Annotated in this window: 20 protein-coding genes; 15 read left to right on the top strand and 5 right to left on the bottom strand. The window is 38.6% G+C overall.

What is annotated here, in order from left to right; genetic code table 11:
• The first annotated feature begins 212 nt into the window (after positions 1-212).
• The 5 genes from OIZ54_RS12455 to OIZ54_RS12435 all read left to right on the top strand — a co-directional run bounded on the left by OIZ54_RS12455 (position 213) and on the right by OIZ54_RS12435 (position 3,892).
• Positions 213-641, top strand: coding sequence for a hypothetical protein (locus OIZ54_RS12455; protein ID WP_264390518.1), 429 nt, complete (start codon positions 213-215; stop codon positions 639-641).
• 10 nt (positions 642-651) lie between these two features.
• Positions 652-1,680: a hypothetical protein gene (locus OIZ54_RS12450; protein ID WP_264390517.1), complete on the top strand. Its 1,029-nt coding sequence runs from the start codon at positions 652-654 to the stop codon at positions 1,678-1,680.
• A 299-nt stretch (positions 1,681-1,979) separates the two neighbouring features.
• Complete coding sequence (locus OIZ54_RS12445; protein WP_131679650.1) at positions 1,980-2,357, top strand: hypothetical protein; 378 nt, start codon at positions 1,980-1,982, stop codon at positions 2,355-2,357.
• Between the two features lie 192 nt (positions 2,358-2,549).
• Positions 2,550-3,092: a DUF6795 domain-containing protein gene (locus OIZ54_RS12440; protein ID WP_264390516.1), complete on the top strand. Its 543-nt coding sequence runs from the start codon at positions 2,550-2,552 to the stop codon at positions 3,090-3,092.
• A gap of 458 nt (positions 3,093-3,550) precedes the next feature.
• The gene (locus OIZ54_RS12435) at positions 3,551-3,892 is read left to right on the top strand and encodes a hypothetical protein (RefSeq protein WP_256851115.1); all 342 of its coding nucleotides are present in this window, start codon (positions 3,551-3,553) and stop codon (positions 3,890-3,892) included.
• A gap of 206 nt (positions 3,893-4,098) precedes the next feature.
• Here OIZ54_RS12435 and OIZ54_RS12430 read toward each other — a convergent pair whose 3' ends face one another.
• Positions 4,099-4,407, bottom strand: a complete 309-nt coding sequence (locus OIZ54_RS12430) for a hypothetical protein (protein ID WP_096042286.1) — start codon at positions 4,405-4,407, stop codon at positions 4,099-4,101.
• Positions 4,408-4,862: 455 nt separating this feature from the next.
• Between OIZ54_RS12430 and OIZ54_RS12425 the strand changes: the two genes are divergently transcribed.
• Together OIZ54_RS12425 and OIZ54_RS12420 are read left to right on the top strand one after the other, a co-directional pair.
• Positions 4,863-6,095, top strand: a complete 1,233-nt coding sequence (locus OIZ54_RS12425) for a cytochrome C (RefSeq protein WP_264390515.1) — start codon at positions 4,863-4,865, stop codon at positions 6,093-6,095.
• Positions 6,096-6,306: 211 nt separating this feature from the next.
• Positions 6,307-6,801, top strand: a complete 495-nt coding sequence (locus OIZ54_RS12420) for a hypothetical protein (protein ID WP_004587586.1) — start codon at positions 6,307-6,309, stop codon at positions 6,799-6,801.
• Positions 6,802-6,888: 87 nt separating this feature from the next.
• On the opposite strand, the gene OIZ54_RS12415 is transcribed toward OIZ54_RS12420, so the two are convergent.
• A complete protein-coding gene (locus tag OIZ54_RS12415; protein WP_096042284.1) occupies positions 6,889-7,134 on the bottom strand; it encodes a DUF4235 domain-containing protein in 246 nt (81 codons plus the stop codon).
• A 507-nt stretch (positions 7,135-7,641) separates the two neighbouring features.
• On the opposite strand from OIZ54_RS12415, the gene sodC reads away from it, so the two are divergent.
• Positions 7,642-8,211: a superoxide dismutase family protein gene (gene sodC, locus OIZ54_RS12410; protein WP_096042283.1), complete on the top strand. Its 570-nt coding sequence runs from the start codon at positions 7,642-7,644 to the stop codon at positions 8,209-8,211.
• A gap of 14 nt (positions 8,212-8,225) precedes the next feature.
• On the top strand, positions 8,226-8,459 hold the full coding sequence (locus tag OIZ54_RS12405) for a ChaB family protein (RefSeq protein ID WP_096042282.1): 234 nt from the start codon (positions 8,226-8,228) through the stop codon (positions 8,457-8,459).
• Positions 8,460-8,537: 78 nt separating this feature from the next.
• On the opposite strand, the gene OIZ54_RS12400 is transcribed toward OIZ54_RS12405, so the two are convergent.
• Positions 8,538-9,866, bottom strand: a complete 1,329-nt coding sequence (locus tag OIZ54_RS12400) for a sodium/glutamate symporter (RefSeq protein ID WP_264390514.1) — start codon at positions 9,864-9,866, stop codon at positions 8,538-8,540.
• A 311-nt stretch (positions 9,867-10,177) separates the two neighbouring features.
• On the opposite strand from OIZ54_RS12400, the gene OIZ54_RS12395 reads away from it, so the two are divergent.
• From OIZ54_RS12395 to OIZ54_RS12380, 4 genes are all read left to right on the top strand, one after another.
• Positions 10,178-10,768, top strand: coding sequence for an ACP phosphodiesterase (locus OIZ54_RS12395; RefSeq protein WP_264390513.1), 591 nt, complete (start codon positions 10,178-10,180; stop codon positions 10,766-10,768).
• A 118-nt stretch (positions 10,769-10,886) separates the two neighbouring features.
• Positions 10,887-11,696, top strand: a complete 810-nt coding sequence (locus OIZ54_RS12390) for an NERD domain-containing protein (RefSeq protein WP_264390512.1) — start codon at positions 10,887-10,889, stop codon at positions 11,694-11,696.
• Positions 11,697-11,711: 15 nt separating this feature from the next.
• A complete protein-coding gene (locus tag OIZ54_RS12385; protein WP_264390511.1) occupies positions 11,712-12,353 on the top strand; it encodes a hypothetical protein in 642 nt (213 codons plus the stop codon).
• A 63-nt stretch (positions 12,354-12,416) separates the two neighbouring features.
• Positions 12,417-13,094: a glutathione S-transferase family protein gene (locus OIZ54_RS12380; RefSeq protein WP_154945664.1), complete on the top strand. Its 678-nt coding sequence runs from the start codon at positions 12,417-12,419 to the stop codon at positions 13,092-13,094.
• Between the two features lie 67 nt (positions 13,095-13,161).
• Here OIZ54_RS12380 and OIZ54_RS12375 read toward each other — a convergent pair whose 3' ends face one another.
• A complete protein-coding gene (locus tag OIZ54_RS12375; RefSeq protein ID WP_064386426.1) occupies positions 13,162-14,310 on the bottom strand; it encodes a hypothetical protein in 1,149 nt (382 codons plus the stop codon).
• A gap of 206 nt (positions 14,311-14,516) precedes the next feature.
• Here OIZ54_RS12375 and OIZ54_RS12370 point away from each other — a divergent pair, with 206 nt between their 5' ends.
• Positions 14,517-15,884, top strand: coding sequence for an alkaline phosphatase PhoX (locus tag OIZ54_RS12370; protein ID WP_264390510.1), 1,368 nt, complete (start codon positions 14,517-14,519; stop codon positions 15,882-15,884).
• A 249-nt stretch (positions 15,885-16,133) separates the two neighbouring features.
• Here the strand turns inward: OIZ54_RS12370 and dps are convergent, their stop codons facing one another.
• Entirely contained in the window at positions 16,134-16,649 is a 516-nt protein-coding gene (gene dps, locus OIZ54_RS12365; protein ID WP_248451236.1) for a DNA starvation/stationary phase protection protein Dps, read from the bottom strand.
• Positions 16,650-17,261: 612 nt separating this feature from the next.
• Here dps and OIZ54_RS12360 point away from each other — a divergent pair.
• Positions 17,262-18,041, top strand: coding sequence for a nucleoside-binding protein (locus tag OIZ54_RS12360; protein WP_055252763.1), 780 nt, complete (start codon positions 17,262-17,264; stop codon positions 18,039-18,041).
• Positions 18,042-18,124 lie beyond the last annotated feature (83 nt).

The raw sequence follows: 18,124 nt of genomic DNA, 5'->3' as shown, positions 1-18,124 counted from the left end.
TGAAAAGGTTAAATTACAATTGGAAAAACTTCGAGATTGTTTGATGTCTGAAGTCAAGATTTGACCCCAAGCTTTTTTTGATAAAAATACAGAAAAACTCTATATTTCCTATAAAGCAGTTTTTAATTTATCTTAACAACTTTGCTCAGAAGTATACATTACTCAAAGAAAAATATAATATTATTAATATCTAATGTTAAACGGATTTAATTATGGAAGAAATTACAGCTTTCTCAGAAAATAAAACCAAAGAAAAATTACAGGTGCTCTTAGATAGCCTGAAAAACCAACAGGTATTATATGGAGAAAAGGTAGAAAGAATTTTTAGAAGAAAAAATTGCACATATATTTTTTTTACCTCAGATGATTCTCCATACGAGGAGGCATTGTACATTACTTTAGTTGATTCAATAGGTCAAGTTATTGAAAGTGTTGAACTGATGAAGCCATATTCGCCAGGGATTTTGAAAGATTTAATAATTAGAAATGATCAAAATATTGAATTTAAATTTTGGGGGGAATCGATAAATAATTTAATTATTGCAGACAAAAAAAAAGTACACTTCTCTCATATAATACCTTCAAATGGTGTTCGTTACTCCAATAAATTATCACCAAGTTATTTAACAATAAAAGATTAAGGTTTCAAACATGGACTCGTTTATTTCTGATGAAGATGTAGAAATTAGTATTAAGCAAATGGAAATAGCTGCGATTAACTTTGGTAGTCGTTTCATAAATGACTCAAAAGTAAGAGCACTATATATGGAACAGACAAAAAAAATGTCCTTGGAATTAGTTAATGCTTATAAGGCTGGAGTCATTACGCCTAAACAGGCAGCTGTAGCTGCAAATGAGATGCGGAATGAAATAATGACTGTTTCTCGCAGTAAAACTAGTGATATTGGTAAAGCTAAAGTAGTTAAGTTAAAGGCAAAAGGTCTGAATTTAGAGACGTTATTAGATAAATATGCAAAAAGCCAGTTCGGTAAAAGTTTCGCTGAGCTTACCGAATCAGAAGCTTCATCAATTTATAAAAAGATAGTTCAAAGTGCAGGGAAGGCAAATCCTAAGGTTAGTGCCAAAGCAAGCAATTTAGGCAAAGCCGGACGAAGTTTATGGGTACTTTCTATATGCATCGCCGTTTATAATATTAGTAGTTCTAATAATAAAATTAAAACTGCAGGGCGTGAAGCAACCAACATTGGGGGAGGTTTCGCTGGGGGCGCTGCTGGGGGCGCGACTGCTGGTATCTGGTTTGGGCCTATTGGTGTAGCTGTAGGTGTTGTAGTTGGAGGTGTTTTAGGCTCTATTATATCTGATCAAGCATATATTGAGCTTGCAGGTCCTGATGGAAAATTTGCAAGAAGTTTTATACCTCGCTTTACTAATGTCTTATCTACTCATGAGAATAAAATGGCAAGTGCTTTAATTACTGAGTGTACGTATGAATTAGATAAGGTAATGGCTGTTTTTTTTGAATTGAATGATAAATATTTCACTGATGTTGATGATATTGCACTAGCTTATGTAGGAATGATTAGAACAGGTAGGTATCCTCTTATTAAGCAAGCTTTATCACTAAATAAAGCTCTAAAAAACTTTCTTATTCAGGTATTGGATAGTGGTTGGACGTCTTCTTCTGAGAAAGAGTGTATAAGGTACCTTCGTCATATCTAGTTACAATGGACTTCTGTAGTGGTCAACTAATTTTGGCCACAGTTTTAAAATTTAAAAGTGTTAGAAATTATTTTTAATATTCAACACTATTCAGCCATATCCCAAACGGTATGCAGGCTAAATAAGTTAATAATTGAAGATGATAAGGTCAACTTACAGTTCGAAAAACTTCGAGATAGTTTGATGTATGAAGTCAAGATTAGAGCCCAAGCCTGACTATACAGGAACTGCATATAACGGGGAAATTAAGGGTATTGCAATTGGTGTCCTTGAGAGCCTAGAAAGTGAAGGTTGAAGCATTGTCAGCAAGTGACCAAATTTCCAATTTAAAACATAGCTCAATCTGTGCTGCGGCGATTGTTGCGAGTGTTTTTAGCTATTCATCATTAGCATTCACTATATTAATAATGTTATGGCCTTACAGCGCAGTAGATGAGCTAGGTCAGCGGGTAATAGGTTTTTTTGTTGGAATATGTATATTGTTTGGTGTACTTTTATCAATTGGTAAATGCTTGGTTCTAAAGATTTATAGCCTGTTAGCTTGTAGTGCTATAATTTCATCCCTTATTTATATAATAGGTATTGTTACCGAGCAGAGAGATGGTTTTTCTTTTAATGGCTTAGAACTTTCTGTTTTATTTATAGTACTTAATTTTATTACTCTTTTTCAAAAGTAAATATTTAAAATTTAGCATTAAAGTAATTAAGAGGCTTAAAAGACTACATCAGCAGCAGTTAGAGTAGCGAAAATTAATTGCATATTATTTAATACCCTATAAAATATTTTAATATCGACAAGGACTGTGGGTAATCTTTATAATAAATTACACATTACTCCTCCCAAAACAATCATATTTCAAGAGGTTATTGTGTCAGTCATTGACAAAATTCAAAGCTTCAGCTGGAAAATCCAGCCCTTTTTTGATCAATTTGGTGCGCACAAAGTACATATATCTCCTGAAGTACTCGGGTGTTTAAAAAATAACGGTGAGCCAATTGGCAATCAATTGATTTTACGTAGTCTTAGCTTCTCAGATGGTAAGCCACGTAGAGATTTTGTTTATACAGACCCCGATGGTAGTTTTAGATTTCCTGAAAAAACGATTCGTTCCGATGAACCCAGCATACCATTCAAAGAAATATTTACTAATCAATACATTACCACGACTATTAATAGAAAAAAATTTATTATTTGGCGAGCGACATTAATAGGAAAAAACCCTATTAATGAATTTAACAGTAAATTAAGTTGCCTTAACGCTGATATTAATAATGAGGCCATTTTATTTAGCTTTTCTAGTAATCGAGAAGAAATGAGCTTAGAGGGGACTTCAATTTGTCGTTGGGATAAAGGTTTTGAAGTTATTGATGTTGATGAACACCTAAATCTTAATAGTGATAAAGTTAAATAAAAATATAAGAGAATAATTATGATGCAAGTTTTAACTCCTTCATTAGCAGCTGGGTTTACTGCAATATCATATTCAACTAACACAACTGATGGTGTCGAGGGCTCCGCTTATTATGGAGCTTTGTCTAGACACTTTGATTTTAATTAGCAAATGTTTTTAATGTTAGGCATTATTCGGCTGTATCAAAAGCTGTTGATAGATTAAATGCATTAATTATTGAAAATAATAAGGTTGAATTACAGTGGGAAGAGCTTCGAGATGGTTTGATGTCTGAAGTCAAGATTTAACCTCATACTGCATACTGACTTTCATAATGGGATAGCCTTATGTTTGAGTTTTATACTACCAATGATAGCTATATTCCTTTTTTTTAGTGGCTTTTATTGCTTGTTATGTTTCTGGTTATATTATCAGAGTTTATAAAAATTTATTTTTATATATTTAAAAAGGAGTGTTAAATGATGCTTAGTGTTTTTTTAATTGCTTCGCTAAGTATTGACTTTCATCTTGCTGGAAAAACTTCTGCGGGCTTAATACTTTGTGAAAATTTAAATAAGAAGGCGACTCTCGAAAAAATAAAAGAATATAGTAAGTTGCATAATGAGCTAAATAGTTATTTAAGCTCTGAGTTAGAGTCAAACTCTGACTTAAGTAATCGATTTTATAGTGCGCAGGTTGATTTTATTAATTCATTTGAAAATGCAGATAAAAGCAAATCTTTAGATGAAAGTTTATTAACTACAGAAAAGTGCCAAATACATATAAATAATGCAAATCAGTTGATAAAAAAGTTTCAGTGAAAATTTTATCTCAGGCTTAACTTAATTCGATTACGATCAATTATAGTATTCGGTAGGGGGCGGCCCTTCTGCTTTTGTGATTAAGGAAAAATGCAAAACCTGCCTCTATAACCCCATTTAAAAAGGGCAATATTATTGCTCTATTTTATGCCCTTAAACTTATTTTTATATACTATTGCGCTTCAAAGCTTTGCTCTAGCCCTTCTTTAGTCATCAGGGCCTTTTAAAGTAAACACTAAATGTTTACGCATATCTTTTAAAATCACGCCTTTTTTAAGCATTGCGGCGCTTAAGCGTTTTTGCCATTTTAATAAATCAGGCTCTGCGGCTGCTAAAGCTTGTTCGTTTTCGAACTGAAAACAAAGCAGTAGTGAACTTGGAAATAAGTGATATTCCACATCAAACCAGCACTGCAACATACCAGGGATTTCTTCGCGCCCTTGTACTTCTAGTTTATCGGCAACGTTAAGCACAAGTGCTTGTTGTTTTACTTGCACTGCAGAGAGTTTTTTCATTATTAAAATCCAAATTAGCGGCTAATACATACAGCCAGAATGCGGGCATTATACGCAAGCTTGTAGCTGTGCAACAACAGTAGGTTGGTTTGAGCGAAGCGAAACCCAACTCAAAGCCAATGTAACAATCACAATAAATAAAAATGCTATTACTTGTAGGCGCTTAGCTTGCTGGCGCGTTGGCCGAAAGCGCGAACTAGTTGGTTTAATATGAAGGGGGGAGTTTGTTTTAGTTTTTTAAGCAAGAAAACGTACCTAAATTACTATTACCCCCTCTAATAACGATTTTCACACCGAAAATAAAAACGACGCTATTCTGCTAAAAGCTAAAAGCTAAAAGCTAAAAGCTAAAAGCTAAAAGCTAAAAGCTAAAAGCTAAAAGCTAAAAGCTAAAAGTGCTCATATAGTAAACACTTTCGCCCTATGCTTTAATATTAAAAACAAGGGAGGGCGTTATGCATAAAAATCGATTTTTATTTAATAAACACTTTGCTGCAATGGCTGCGCTAGGGGCTTTAGCTGCGCCGTTACCTGTATTGAGTAACGAGCCTGGGGTATTAGTTGAGCAGCTTTGTGCTAGTTGCCATAGTTTAAACAACCTTGAGCGCAGTGCGGGTTATAGCCAAGCGGATTGGCAAACACTTATAAGCTATATGGTAGATACGGGCGAGGGCACTGCGCTTAGTAAAGATATTAGCGCGTATTTGGCCAAGCACTACCCTGTTAACACTAAGCGCGAGTCAACGGTGGTTAAAGGCGATTTAAAACTTAGCTTTAAATACTGGCAAGTGCCTACGCTTGGGCAACGCGCTCGCGACCCTGTGCAAGGTGAAAACGGGCTTATTTGGTGGGTTGGTCAGTGGGGTAATATTTTAGGTAGATTAAACCCTGAAACCGGTGAAATGAAAGAGTATACTTTGCCAAATGGTACGTATGCGCACAGTGTATCGCTTGATAAAAACCAAACCCCTTGGTTTTTAGGCAATAAAAATGGCACGGTTGGATATTTAGATTTAAAAACCGAAAAATTTAAAGTGTATAAAATGCCTGATAAAAACGCCCGTGACCCACATACAGGCGTGTTTGATGATGCGGGCATATTTTGGTTTACCCTGCAGCACAGCAACATGATTGGCAGGCTAAACCCTAAAAGCGGCGATATTAAACTGGCTACTTTACCCACTAAAGGCTCGCGGCCTTATGGTATAAAGCTTGATTCAAGCGGGACGCCGTGGGTGTCGTGTAATGGCAGTAACTGTTTGGTTAAAGTTGATAAAAACACCATGGAGCTTAGCGAAATAAAACTCCCAGGTGCTAAAACACATACTAGGCGCCTTGCTATTACGCCTGATGATATGGTGTTTTATGTAAACTCAGGCATGGGTAAACTTGGCCGCTATAACCCCAAAAACGGTAAAATAACGCAGTGGGATAATCCCAGCGGCGAAAACAGCCACCCGTATGCCATTGAGTATGCCGATAATGCTATTTGGTTTAATGAGTCGGCTAAGCGCCCCGAAACGCTGGTTAGGTTTGATTTAAAAACTCAAACCATGCAAAGCTGGCAAATTCCGAGTAAAGAAGGGGTTTACTCTGGCTTAATTAGGCACATGCGTATGGGCAATAATGGCTTGATTATTCATCAAACGGCTACTAATCAATTAGCCGAAATTACTTGGTCTAAGTAATTGAGTTTATTAACGCGTTATATAAAAGCGTTAAGCGTTAGTGCATTTATTTATGTGGTAGGAGTTTTTTACAACAGTTAGCAATATTTACTGTGTAAATGAGAAGGTTAGTTGGGTTTGAGATTTAACTTATTGATTAGTAATAATAATTTAAGTGGTTTAGGTTTTGCTTAGTAATAGCTGTATTTTTTAAATAAATAAAGGAGTTATTATGAGCACGGTTATTACTGGGTTATTTGAAAGCGCATCACAAGCAACACTGGCTATTTATAGATTAGAAGCATTAGGTATTAATGAAGCTGATATAAGCATTGTTGCCAATGACTCATACGCAAAGGAAGACTTTGCCTTAGACGAGGGAACCAAAGCGGCTGAAGGCGGCATTGTTGGTGCAGCGTCTGGTGGTATTATAGCTGCAATTGTTGGCGGTTTTACTGCCGTAGGTACCGTGGCAACCGGTGGTACAGGTTTATTAGTAGCAGGCCCATTAGTGGCTGCATTTGCAGCGGGCGGTGCAGGTGCTGCCGTTGGCGGAAGTTTAGGCGCTGCTATTGGGGCGTTTATTCCTGAGCACGAAGTTAAATTTTACGAAGACGCCATTGAAAAAGGCTCTATATTAATTGGTGTTAAGTACGACAGCGATAACAAAAGCGCGATTGAAGAAATACTTAAAAATGCAGGCGCGAGTAGTGTGTCTACCGCGTAAAGCTAATTAGTTTAAAGTAATAAAAAAGGTGAAACTTAGTTTCACCTTTTTTATGCTTTTTTACGTTGCACTCTAGTGGCTATTGGCTTACTTAGATTTACGTTTGTCGAGCACATAATGTACGGCCATTCTTGCCACGCCTGCACCAATGCCAGATACCACCGCCCATGTAATGGCTTCTTTAAGATCTGTATGCTCGCTTGGCTTGTCTTTTGGGGCGGGCTCGTTGGTTACCTTTTCCCACGACTTTTGTAAACTTTTTCTGGTTAGCATGCCAGCTGATGCGGCAGCTAGGCCTATACCTAGTGTTTTAATTAGTTGCTTGTTACTCATAATTCCCTCGATTGTTTAATAGCGATAGGGTCATCTATAACCCGTTTAATAACACTAGTATGTTCAGCAATTAGTATACCGATAGCGCAGCAGGCGTTGTGAGCATGGTTTATTTTAGCGTGTGCATAGGCGCGTATTTTGATTAAACGCGCTGTGCTATTGGCTTAGCGCGGTATTAGTAAATGCGCTATTAAGCGTTTGAGCTGCTTTTTTACCCGTTTTGAGCGGTACTTAGTATTAGGCGGATGGGCGTGTTAAGCCTGTAAAGTTGTCATTTCTTTTGTAAATTTGCACCAGTTTTTGTGCAGTGTTTAAGCAAAAACACGCAGTAAATTTTAAGTATGTGTAGTGGTTAATTATCTAGCCTTGGTTATTTTATTTTTAATCAATGCGTTACGTTTAGTGGAGGCGAAATTTTTTGCCTACAGTGAGCTTGGTATAGAGATTGTACCTAATAGCTGAGCAGTCGCGTTATTTACAAAACAGATACTACATGAGGAGATCACGATGAATTGTTTACAGTTTGATTCAACCGCTAAAAAAAGCGTAACACGTATTTTTAAACCAGCTTGCGCCATATTATTTACCGCTGCAATGCTACAAAATAGCGCATTGGCGAATGTAGATGTTGATATGCATGCAGTAAGTAAGTCGGGGCAAGGTGAGTTACTTGGCACCGTTACACTGACAGAAAATGAGCACGGGGTGGTATTTACCCCAGCGCTTAAAGGCTTAACGCCTGGGCAGCATGGCTTTCATGTTCATCAATATGCTAGCTGCGAGCCAAAGCAAAAAAACGGTAAAGTTGTACCTGCCGGTGCTGCTGGTGGGCACTTTGACCCTAACAGCGCTAAACACCACGATGAACCGTGGAGTAATGGCCACTTAGGCGATTTACCTGCGTTATTTGTAAATGAGCGCGGCGAAGCTAAATCGCCTGTTTTAGCGCCAAGGCTCAAGCTTGAGCAGCTTAAACAGCACGCAGTGATGATCCACAAAGGGGGCGACAATTATGCCGACGAACCCAAGAAATTAGGTGGTGGCGGTAAACGTGTTGCGTGCGGCGTAATTAAGTAATACGGAGATTATTTATGCCTTATCAAAACACAAACGAGTTACCGGAGTCGGTAAAAAGTAACTTACCTAAACATGCCCAAGAGATATATCAAGAAGCGTTTAATAGCGCGTGGGATACCTACGAGGACCCAAGCGATAGAAAAAACGACGACGACCGCGAAACCACAGCACATAAAGTGGCTTGGTCTGCGGTTAAAAATAGCTACAGTAAAAATGATAATGGCAATTGGGTTAAGTCGAATAATTAGTTACTGGTAAAAGTAAAATACCAATGCATAAAAAAGCCGCTACAAAAGCTGTAGCGGCTTTTTTATAGCGCAATCAGGCTACTCGCTTTTGTGTTTGCGACGTTTATAAAAGGCAAAACCACCCACTACACAGGCTAATATAACCGCCATAATAATAGTAAATGCCCACGGCCCAAAATTAGCAATGGCAGGAAGTGCAAGGGCAGTAACAATACCGCCGCCAACCACAGGCTCATAAAGTGGTTGTTTGTAACTAAAGGGACGAATATGCTCGCTTGGGTTTGAGGTAGCCTGTTTTAGCATTAACAGCCCAACTGCCGTAGTGCCCATAGATTGCCCAAGCTCGCCAATTCCTCTCACTTTCCAATCTTTTGGGAAAAACCACCCACCAAAGAAAAAGTAAATAGCTGCGCTATAGGCAACCCCCACTGCGCCTAAAATTAAAATACTTTGCCAATATTTAGCAAGTACCGATAAGTTAAGCGCACCCAGTGCGGCAATTATTAGTAAATCGAGGGAGAGGTTAGAAAGCAGATTTATTTGATAGTGACTAATTAAGTTACCCATGCCTGATTTATTAAGCACTATTTGCACCACTAAACCCACCATCATCGCAATGGGGAATAAAGGCATGTACTCAAGTATTTTTACCGATGAATCGGCAAAAAGGCTTTTTTCGGCTACTTGTAAGCCACTAAGAATAAGCCAAGCAACAATAACAACCGTGCCTAAAATAGCAAAGTGCAGGCCAAATGGGCGGTCTTTTACCTCTACTTTTTCGTCGTGGCTAATTTCAAGTTCTTGGTCGCCCCCATCGGTGCGGTTAGACATAATAGTCCCTAATATGATGGCGCTTATAAGGCCTATTGTTGCTATACCTAACCCCAAGTCCATACCTTTTGCAAAATCGATACTTTCAAAAGTGGATTGCAAGCCAGCTACGGTGCCATGCCCGCCCTGAAATCCCACCGCAATGAGTGCGCCGGCAACTTCGTTGGTATCAAATAAAGGGGCAAGTACTAATAATGCCGTGATCATACCCACCACATATTGGCCTATGGCAATGCTGTAGCCAAAGCTTAAATTGGGTAGGCTTTGGTTTAGCGATTGTTTAATTGTAGGTATTTTTTTACCTAAAAATAAACCTGCAAACACCACTACAATTAAATACCCAGGTAACTCCTTCCATATGCTTGTGACCTTTTCATCTATCCATAAATTAGTGCCTTGGAGCGAAAAATTAATATGCTCACCGAGTAATTGTGGCCCTAATAAAAGAGCTAATACGCCAGCAATTAACGATGAGGGCACAATTAAGCCCCTTAAAAATGTGTACTTAATTAAATTACCTAGCGTTAAAAAAAAGGCCAGTAATAGTAACGACTTAAAAAATATAGCTATATCCATAACTGATTTAACCTATCTTTTATGCTCCTTTAAACTACTCACTAATAAAAAGAGCTATACATGTTTGAGTGCTAAATACGCTAAGTAGCAATATATATTCCAGCGATTTTTAAATTTTAAGTTATTGATAATTCTATTTTAAATATTTAATGCTGAATTGAGTGCAACGGCTTTACAGAGTGTTTGTATGATTTTCAAACTAAAGTGTTAGGTAATTACACAGGGAGCGCGCTAAACACTCGTGTGAGTTTCGCTTAAATGTGCGTTACTATTTGGCAAAATTAAGTTTGTTTAAACCCATTGGGATTACGTTGAATTATTTAGCTCACCTTTACTTTGCACAACCAACTGCCGATTCACACTTTGGCAATTTATTAGGTGATTTTGGTGGACGCAGGCACGCAGAATACCTGCCCAATAGCGTTAAAAGTGCACTAGAAAACCATTACTTAGTCGATAAATTTACCGACTCTCACCCGTTAGTAAAAGAAGCCAAGCAGTACTTTTCACCCGAGCGTAAGCGCTTTGCAGGTGTGGCTATTGACGTGGTATTTGATCACTTTTTAATTAGGCATTGGCAGCAATTTAACAAACACCCTTTAAATGATTTTAAACGCAGCAGCTACGCACTTTTAAATGAGCGCTTAGCGGTTATGCCAGCGCGCATGCAGCATGTTGTAACCAGCATGACTACAAACGATTGGTTTAAAGAATACGAAACTATAGAAGGGGTAGGGCTTGCGCTTGATAACATAGCCAAACGCATTCGTTTTACTAATAACTTTGCAGGTTCCGCTGAGGATATAGCGCAAAACTACCATGAGTTAGAAACGGTATTTTTAGCATTTTTTCCTGAGTTAATTGAACATGTAAAAGAGAGCGCTCTTGAAAGGGGTTATTAAAAACAATGCTTAAATGTGCTTAGTATTGAACGTGCATTATTACGTGTACTGCTAGTTTATTTTTTAAATTTCGCGGCTCTATTATTGCCATTTGTATAGCTTAAAGGATTAACTAAATATGGATTTTTCTACGATTTTGGCCACGTTATTAGGCCAGCTTTGGTACTTTATACCGCTGTTTATTTGTATTGGTGTTTTTAAAACACCTTGGTTTAAAGGAGCGATGGGAGAGTGGCAAGTTAATGTGCTAATTAAACTGTTTTTAAATAAGGCAGATTACACGTTAATTAAAAATGTGACGCTGCCTACTTTTGAAAACGGCATCGAAAATGGCACTACACAAATTGATCATATTATTGTGTCTGAGTTTGGTGTGTTTGTGGTGGAAACTAAAAACATGAAAGGTTGGATTTTTGGTTCAGCGAATCAAAAAATGTGGACACAAAAAATTTTTAAACACTCATCAAAATTTCAAAACCCACTGCATCAAAACTACAAGCATTTAAAAACACTTGAGTCATGTTTAAACATAAACAGTCACGCATTATTTTCGGTTATTATTTTTATTGGCGACAGCACATTTAAAACTAAACTACCTGAAAATGTTAGGTTTGCACGCGGCGGTATTGAGTACATTAAAAGTAAAACCGAGCGAGTACTTAGTGCTAATACTAAAAACGATATAGTAAATACAATTGAAAGCGGAAAATTAAAGCCAAGTTTTAAAACAAATCGCCAACATGTAAGCTATGTAAAAACAATTATTGAACATAAGCAGGCGCCAAAAAAAGAACGCTCAGAAACTCAGATATGCTCACGTTGCGGTGAGAAAATGGTACTACGTAAAGCAAAGAAAGGTACTAATATAGGAAATACGTTCTTTGGCTGTAGTGCATTCCCTAAATGTAGAAATAGTGTTGAAATTTAAAAGGAAGTAGATTTTATGCCTGATGTAACGGCACTGTTTTATATAGCTATTATGGCTTTTTATTTATTACACAAAAACAAAGAAGCCAAAATATTAGTACCCGTTATTGGATTTGCTGCAATCCCCCTTTTTAGCAACGATTACTGGCAATGGTTTCAGCTTAGTGCGGCACTGAGTGTTGTGGTTATAGTGATAGAAAAAGAGAAAGCAGGGTATACAGGCGGTGGTGCTGTTTCGGCATTTGCTGCATTTTTTATCGGCGCTTTATTAGTTAGTATTTTTATACACGCGACTTCGTCTGCGGTTACTAGTTTAAACTCTACAAACTTTAATTTTAAACATCCACTAAGTTACGCGTGGCCTAGGGAGGTTGTAATTTTATATGCGTCTGCGTTTATAGCTGCATTGCTTGGGATATTGTTTAACGTTCGTATGCTTGTAGCTTTTTATGGCGCAGTAATTATTGCGTGTTTACTTGCTGTTTTACCTCACTTTTGTGGCTCTTTTTTATATGGCTTAGCATTAAGTGTAATTATTATAGTAGTTACTTTTGCCGTGGCATTTATTAAAAAGGCACAAGAAGAAGCACGCTTTATATTTGCTTATATTGGTGCAGGGTTAATACAAGTGAGCTGTTTGGTTAAGTACTTTAGCTAACTATTTTTTGAACGACTGCTCAAGTTGTGGTTTAATTGTAGCTACTACTTTTAGGAGCGTTTTATGATCAAATTTTATTTTCACCATACACCTAACCCAATGAAGGTTGCTTTGTTTTTAGAAGAAACAGGGCTGCCGTTTGAACTTGTGCCACTTGATACCTTAAAAGGTGAGCAACACACACCTGAGTTTAAAGCCATCAATCCTAACGCAAAAGCACCTGCCATTGTTGATGGTGAAACTCGTGTGTTTGATTCGAACGCTATATTAATGTACCTAAGTGAAAAACACGGTAAGTTAGCAGGTAAGGTAGAGAATCGCGCCGAAATGCTTTCATGGTTAATGTTTATAGCATCGGGCCTTGGGCCGTATTCGGGGCAAAGTGTACACTTTAGACACATGGCGCCTGAAGGGCTTGATTACGCAGTTAATCGCTACTTGCGTGAGGCGCAGCGCCATTACGAAGTGCTTGATGCACACCTTGAAGGTCGCGACTTTATAGTGGGTGATGAATACACCATTGCTGATGTATCTGCTTGGGGTTGGATTGATAAAGCGCCAGTAGTACTTGGTGAAGAAGGCCTAACGCCATACCCTAATTTAAAGCGTTGGTTTGAAAGCATTGATAGCCGCCCAGCGGTTGCGCGTGCACGCAAAATTGGCACCGATGTCGCCTTTAAAAAAGAGTTTGATGAAGAAGCCAAACGTGCGTTTTTCCCATCTAACTACCCGAAGAGCTAACGCGAAAAAGTAAAAAAGGGCAATTAATATTGCCCTTTTTTTTATGTATATTAATTGCTTAGCTTTATTATAATGCCACTAAGCTTTGCGTGAGCATTGCTTTAATTTGTTTAACTATGTTGGCTTCTGTTTCGGGTTCAAATTGTTGAATACGCGGGGTATGGATATGCCCAGTAGGAATGCTCGAATTTAGCGCGTCACGCAGGCGAATACTACGATACGATATTTCGTTAGACAAGTAACCACCCCCGCCGCCATTTACCGCAACACTGTTTTTAAGCGCGCCGTATGAGCCGGCTTTAAAGGTTTTATTAAGTGTAGTTACTTCGCGGTTGTCGATTACTTTATATGGGCCTTTGGCGTTTTGCATGGCGCTTACTGGTAGGCTAAATTTTACAAACTCATTACCAGGTAGTGGGCGGCCATTTAGCTTGGGTATAACAGGACTTGTTTGCGTACCACCGTAGACAATATTGGCGTTATCTGGCGCGGTTACGCTGCGGCGTTTACCAGGAAAGTGCTCTAAATCAAACTCGGTTCTGCCCATGCTAACCGTTACAACCATGTCGACGTTGTTAAGTGCGTAGTAGGGGGCAAGGAGTGATTCTATTATACCTTGGTCAAAGTCTTCGTAGCGTACTGGTACCATAACCGTGTTAATTTCGGCGCTAACGCCATTGTAATTAATAACTTGGCCGTCGAGTAACAATGCGGCGACCCCAGATGGGTTACTTTGGTTGATATTTTTGTCGAGTAAAAAAGGGTCAAATCCGGTAAGTATAATTTTTTTATCACTGCCTGATGAAAAAGCTAAATCGGTGCGGCCTCGGCTGCCCTCTTCAAGCATGCTTAGCAGCGTATTAATTTGCGCGTCAGATAGCTCAACGTTAGCTTCGGTTGTACGTATTACTTTGCTTGAAAGCAAGCGCGCCCAGTAAAGTGCTCGGTCGTCGTAATTGTTAGTTTTAATAATGCGTTGCTTAGCGCTTTCCCACAGCTCAAAACTATAGGTTTGAATGAGCTGCTTTGCCTCTTTAAAGTTATTGAGCGCTTTAAACTGTTGCTCAAAGGTGGTTACTTCTTTATTAAAGGCGTTTAACACAGTGGGCATAGCTGTTTGTGCTTTGCTGATGCGTTGTTCTTCAACGGTGAGTGGATTACTTAAAGCTGCGAATGAAGAGGCCATTAAGCTGGTTGCTAGTAATACTTTGATCATGATACTCCTAATTAAGCCGTTGTTATTTGAGTAACTTACTATCCTACTATTAAACAGTGAGGGCAATTATTTAAAGTTGAATTAACTGATATCTGGTACGGATGGAATGTTACATTATTACATTTTGATGAATTTAGCAAAGCGCCGCACTGCTAGCGAGTTATTTCCTTTACTATAGATTTAATAAAAAACACGGGAATAAAATAATGGTTTCTAGAAGAGAGTTTTTATTTAGTGCAGGCTCGCTTGCGTTTATTGGCTTATCGCGCAGCGCAATGGGTAACGTTGCTTTACCTGAAGTAACAACAAAGTTACCTGCTTATGGCCCATTAATAGCCGACCCTCAGGCCTTATTAGATTTACCTAAAGGCTTTAGTTATCGGGTTATATCGGCACTTGGCGATAAAATGGATGATGGTTTAGACGTACCCGACCGTGCCGATGGCATGGGTTGTATTGCATTAGATAACGAACGCGTAGCCCTTATACGTAACCATGAGCTACAACCTAAACACATTAATAAAGCATCTGATTTAATTAGTAACCACAAAACCCCCTTAGCCTATGATTCATTTAAAAATGGTGTAGCTTTGCCTGGGGGCACTAGCCATATAATTTATAACTTAAAAGAGCAAAAACGCGAGCAAGAGTATTTATCGCTGTGTGGCACAATAAGAAACTGCTCAGGCGGTGTAACGCCGTGGGGGAGTTGGCTAACCTGCGAAGAAACCGTTATGGATAAAAGCGATGGCTTGTCTCAATCTCACGGTTACATTTTTGAGGTACCAGCCAGCGCCAAAGGCTTAATTAAGCCTGAGCCATTATATGATATGGGCCGCTTTAATCATGAAGCCGCCGCAATAGACCCACAAACTGGTATTGTTTATTTAACTGAAGATAGAGGCGATAGTTTGTTTTATCGGTTTATTCCTCATCATCGCGGTAAGTTAAATAAAGGCGGCACATTGCAAGCTATGGTAATTAAAAACCAGCCTCAGTTTGATAGCCGAAATTGGGATTCACCGGCCATGCCATTACACAGCGACCTTTTAGTTGAATGGATAACGCTCACAGACCCTAAAAGCCCAAATGATGACCTACGTAAGCAAGGTTATAAAAACGGTGCAGCCTTATTTGCAAGAGGAGAGGGAATACATTGGGGTAAAAATGAGCTTTATTTTTGCTGTACTAATGGGGGCAAAAAGCAGTTAGGTCAGGTAATGAAGTACACACCTTCAAAAAACGAAGGCACTGAGTTAGAGCAAAATGAGCCTGGTAAAATACAACTATTTGTAGAAAGTACAAACGAGTCGTTATACAACTTTGGTGATAATTTAACGGTAGCGCCTAACGGGCATTTAATTGTATGTGAGGATCAATACACAGACACGGTGAATAACCATTTACGCGGGGTAACACCTAAAGGAGAGGTGTATAACTTTGCTAAATTGCATGCGCAAACAGAGCTTGCTGGGGCGTGTTTTTCACCTGACGGGCAAACCTTGTTTGTAAACGTATACATGCCAACTAAAACGTTGGCTATTACTGGTCCTTGGGATAGTTTTAAGCTTTAAAGTGGTAAAAATACAAACGCTTAGTATAGGTATGCTAAGCGTTTGCATTTTAACAATCCTTGTAGAATTACCAAATCCGTTAGCAAGCTTTAATCATCCTTGGTGCATTTACTACATCCTTTATGTAATAAGCAACGGGTCCTTGTAGTTTGCACTTCATCCTGTACCTACTTATGTAACGTCTCCTTGTATCTTTATTAGTCCTTTAACTCTTATTAACATTCCTTGTATGGCAAAGTGGGTAATAAATTAATGATTTAGTTTACCTGCAGACGATTCAATGTGTGCACGTACAAACCATTGAAACTGCTCTAAGTCACCTAGCTGGCTGGTGATCATATCCTCTGATACTGGGTCTAATTCAGACAGCGTGCTAATGGCTTTGCGGTGGTCGGCGTTTACGCCACTGTATACTTTGTCTAATGCACCTAAATGTTCTACTACAAAGGCTTTACCTAATGAGTATTCTTCCCATGTGCGGCGATCTACAATTGACTTAGGTGTACCTTGTGGCGTACCGCCTAATGTAGCAATACGCTCTGCGATGGTGTCGGTCATTTCGCGAATAGCATCGACTTGTGGGTCTAACATTTCATGCACACCAATAAAGCTTGGGCCTACTACATTCCAGTGAATATGCTTTAAAGTAAGTTGTAAGTCTAAAAGCGCTACGAGTCGGTTATCGAGTGTTTCAATTGTTTTTTTTGCTGATTCGTTATCCATACCTGGGGCTGTAAATTCAATTGGGTGTTGTGAGTTACTCATAATGTCTCCCGTTGTGTAATTTGTTGTATGTAGCCATTGCTACCATTTAACTTGCAATACATGAAGCAAAGCCTATGCCTACCAAGTTTATTTGTTTAAGTTGTTGATATTTAATGTTTTGTTTTTACTTGGGTACGTAGGGTTAAAAAGGGAGAGGCGTAGAATATGAATTTTATGCACTTATTTTTGTAAATTGTGCACAGTAGTAAAAAAGCTGTGGCTGTTTATCGAAAGAGTTGAAATTTGTTTATGCTCAATAAGGCATAGTCTGTGTAATACAGCTACCTAAAGTACCTAGCCTTACAATTCACGCCGTTATTAAATTGCCTTTAAAAGTTCAGCTTAACCTTGCACGTGCTACAACCTCTAAATAAAACCCAGTAAATAAGCTAAGCAAGGGTATATAAAATATAAAGGCGCTTATTTATTACCTGCGTAATGATTAATTCAGGTGTTTTATACAGGGCTAACGCAGCTCTTTTAAAGCCGCGCTACTGGGCTTTACTGCTTAGATTTTAAAAATCAGCCTTTGTACTTATTTAATCTCTTTAGTTGGTGAATGCTCACTGATATACTCCTGCCGCATTTTAATTGGGGTTATGTAAATAAATCATGAATTTTTTAAAAACACTGTTTACAACATCTATACTGCTTTTGTCTCACTCAGCACTAGCAGAAAATTGGAGCGTCACACAGCTTCACACAAATTTTGGCGATGCCTTAAATCCCTTTACCGGGGAGTCGTCATTTACACGCACCTACACCATAGAGCATGCCTCAGAGCATGACTTAGGTGATAACTACTTTTTTATCGACTTTTTAAACGACAGCCTTAGTGATGGTTTTCAAGATACGGGTATATATGGCGAGTGGTACACAACACTTAGCTTATCAAAAGCCTTTGATACCTCTGTGCGTTATGGTGCAATAAAAGACACAGGTTTAGTGTTTGGTATAAACGCCGGTGAAGAGGGGTTAATGAAATATACCCCAGGCATCAAGCTCAGCTGGGATGCCCCAGGCTTTGATTTTTTAACAACTACTTTTGCAGGTTATATTGATGCCAACGGCGGCGTGCAAAAAGATCAGCTAGCCAAGCAAGACAACAGCATTTTTATAGACCTTGCATGGGGTGCACCTTTTACACTAGCTAGCCAAGCATTTTATTTTACCGGCCACGTAGAATATATTTCTGGGCGTGATGACGAACTAGGCAATAAAGTTAATGAGTGGTTGCTTGCTCAACCCGCTGTGCATTGGGATGTAGGGCAAAACTTTAATTTAAACCCGCAGCAGTTAATGGTAGGGGTAGAGTGGCGCTATTGGTACAACAAGTTAGGGACTAATAAAATAGAAAATCAGCCCTTTTTACATGCTATTTGGGTATTTTAAGCAAAGCTTGCTTTGCTAGGCTGATAAAAAAATAGCGCCTTTTGGCGCTATTTTTAGTCAGTGTGGTTGGAACTTTAAGTGGT

This window comes from Pseudoalteromonas sp. A3 (assembly GCF_025942345.1).
Lineage (GTDB): Bacteria > Pseudomonadota > Gammaproteobacteria > Enterobacterales > Alteromonadaceae > Pseudoalteromonas > Pseudoalteromonas atlantica.
The sequence above is the reverse complement of the archived record's forward strand: the minus strand, read 5'-3'. Positions and strand labels throughout refer to the sequence as shown.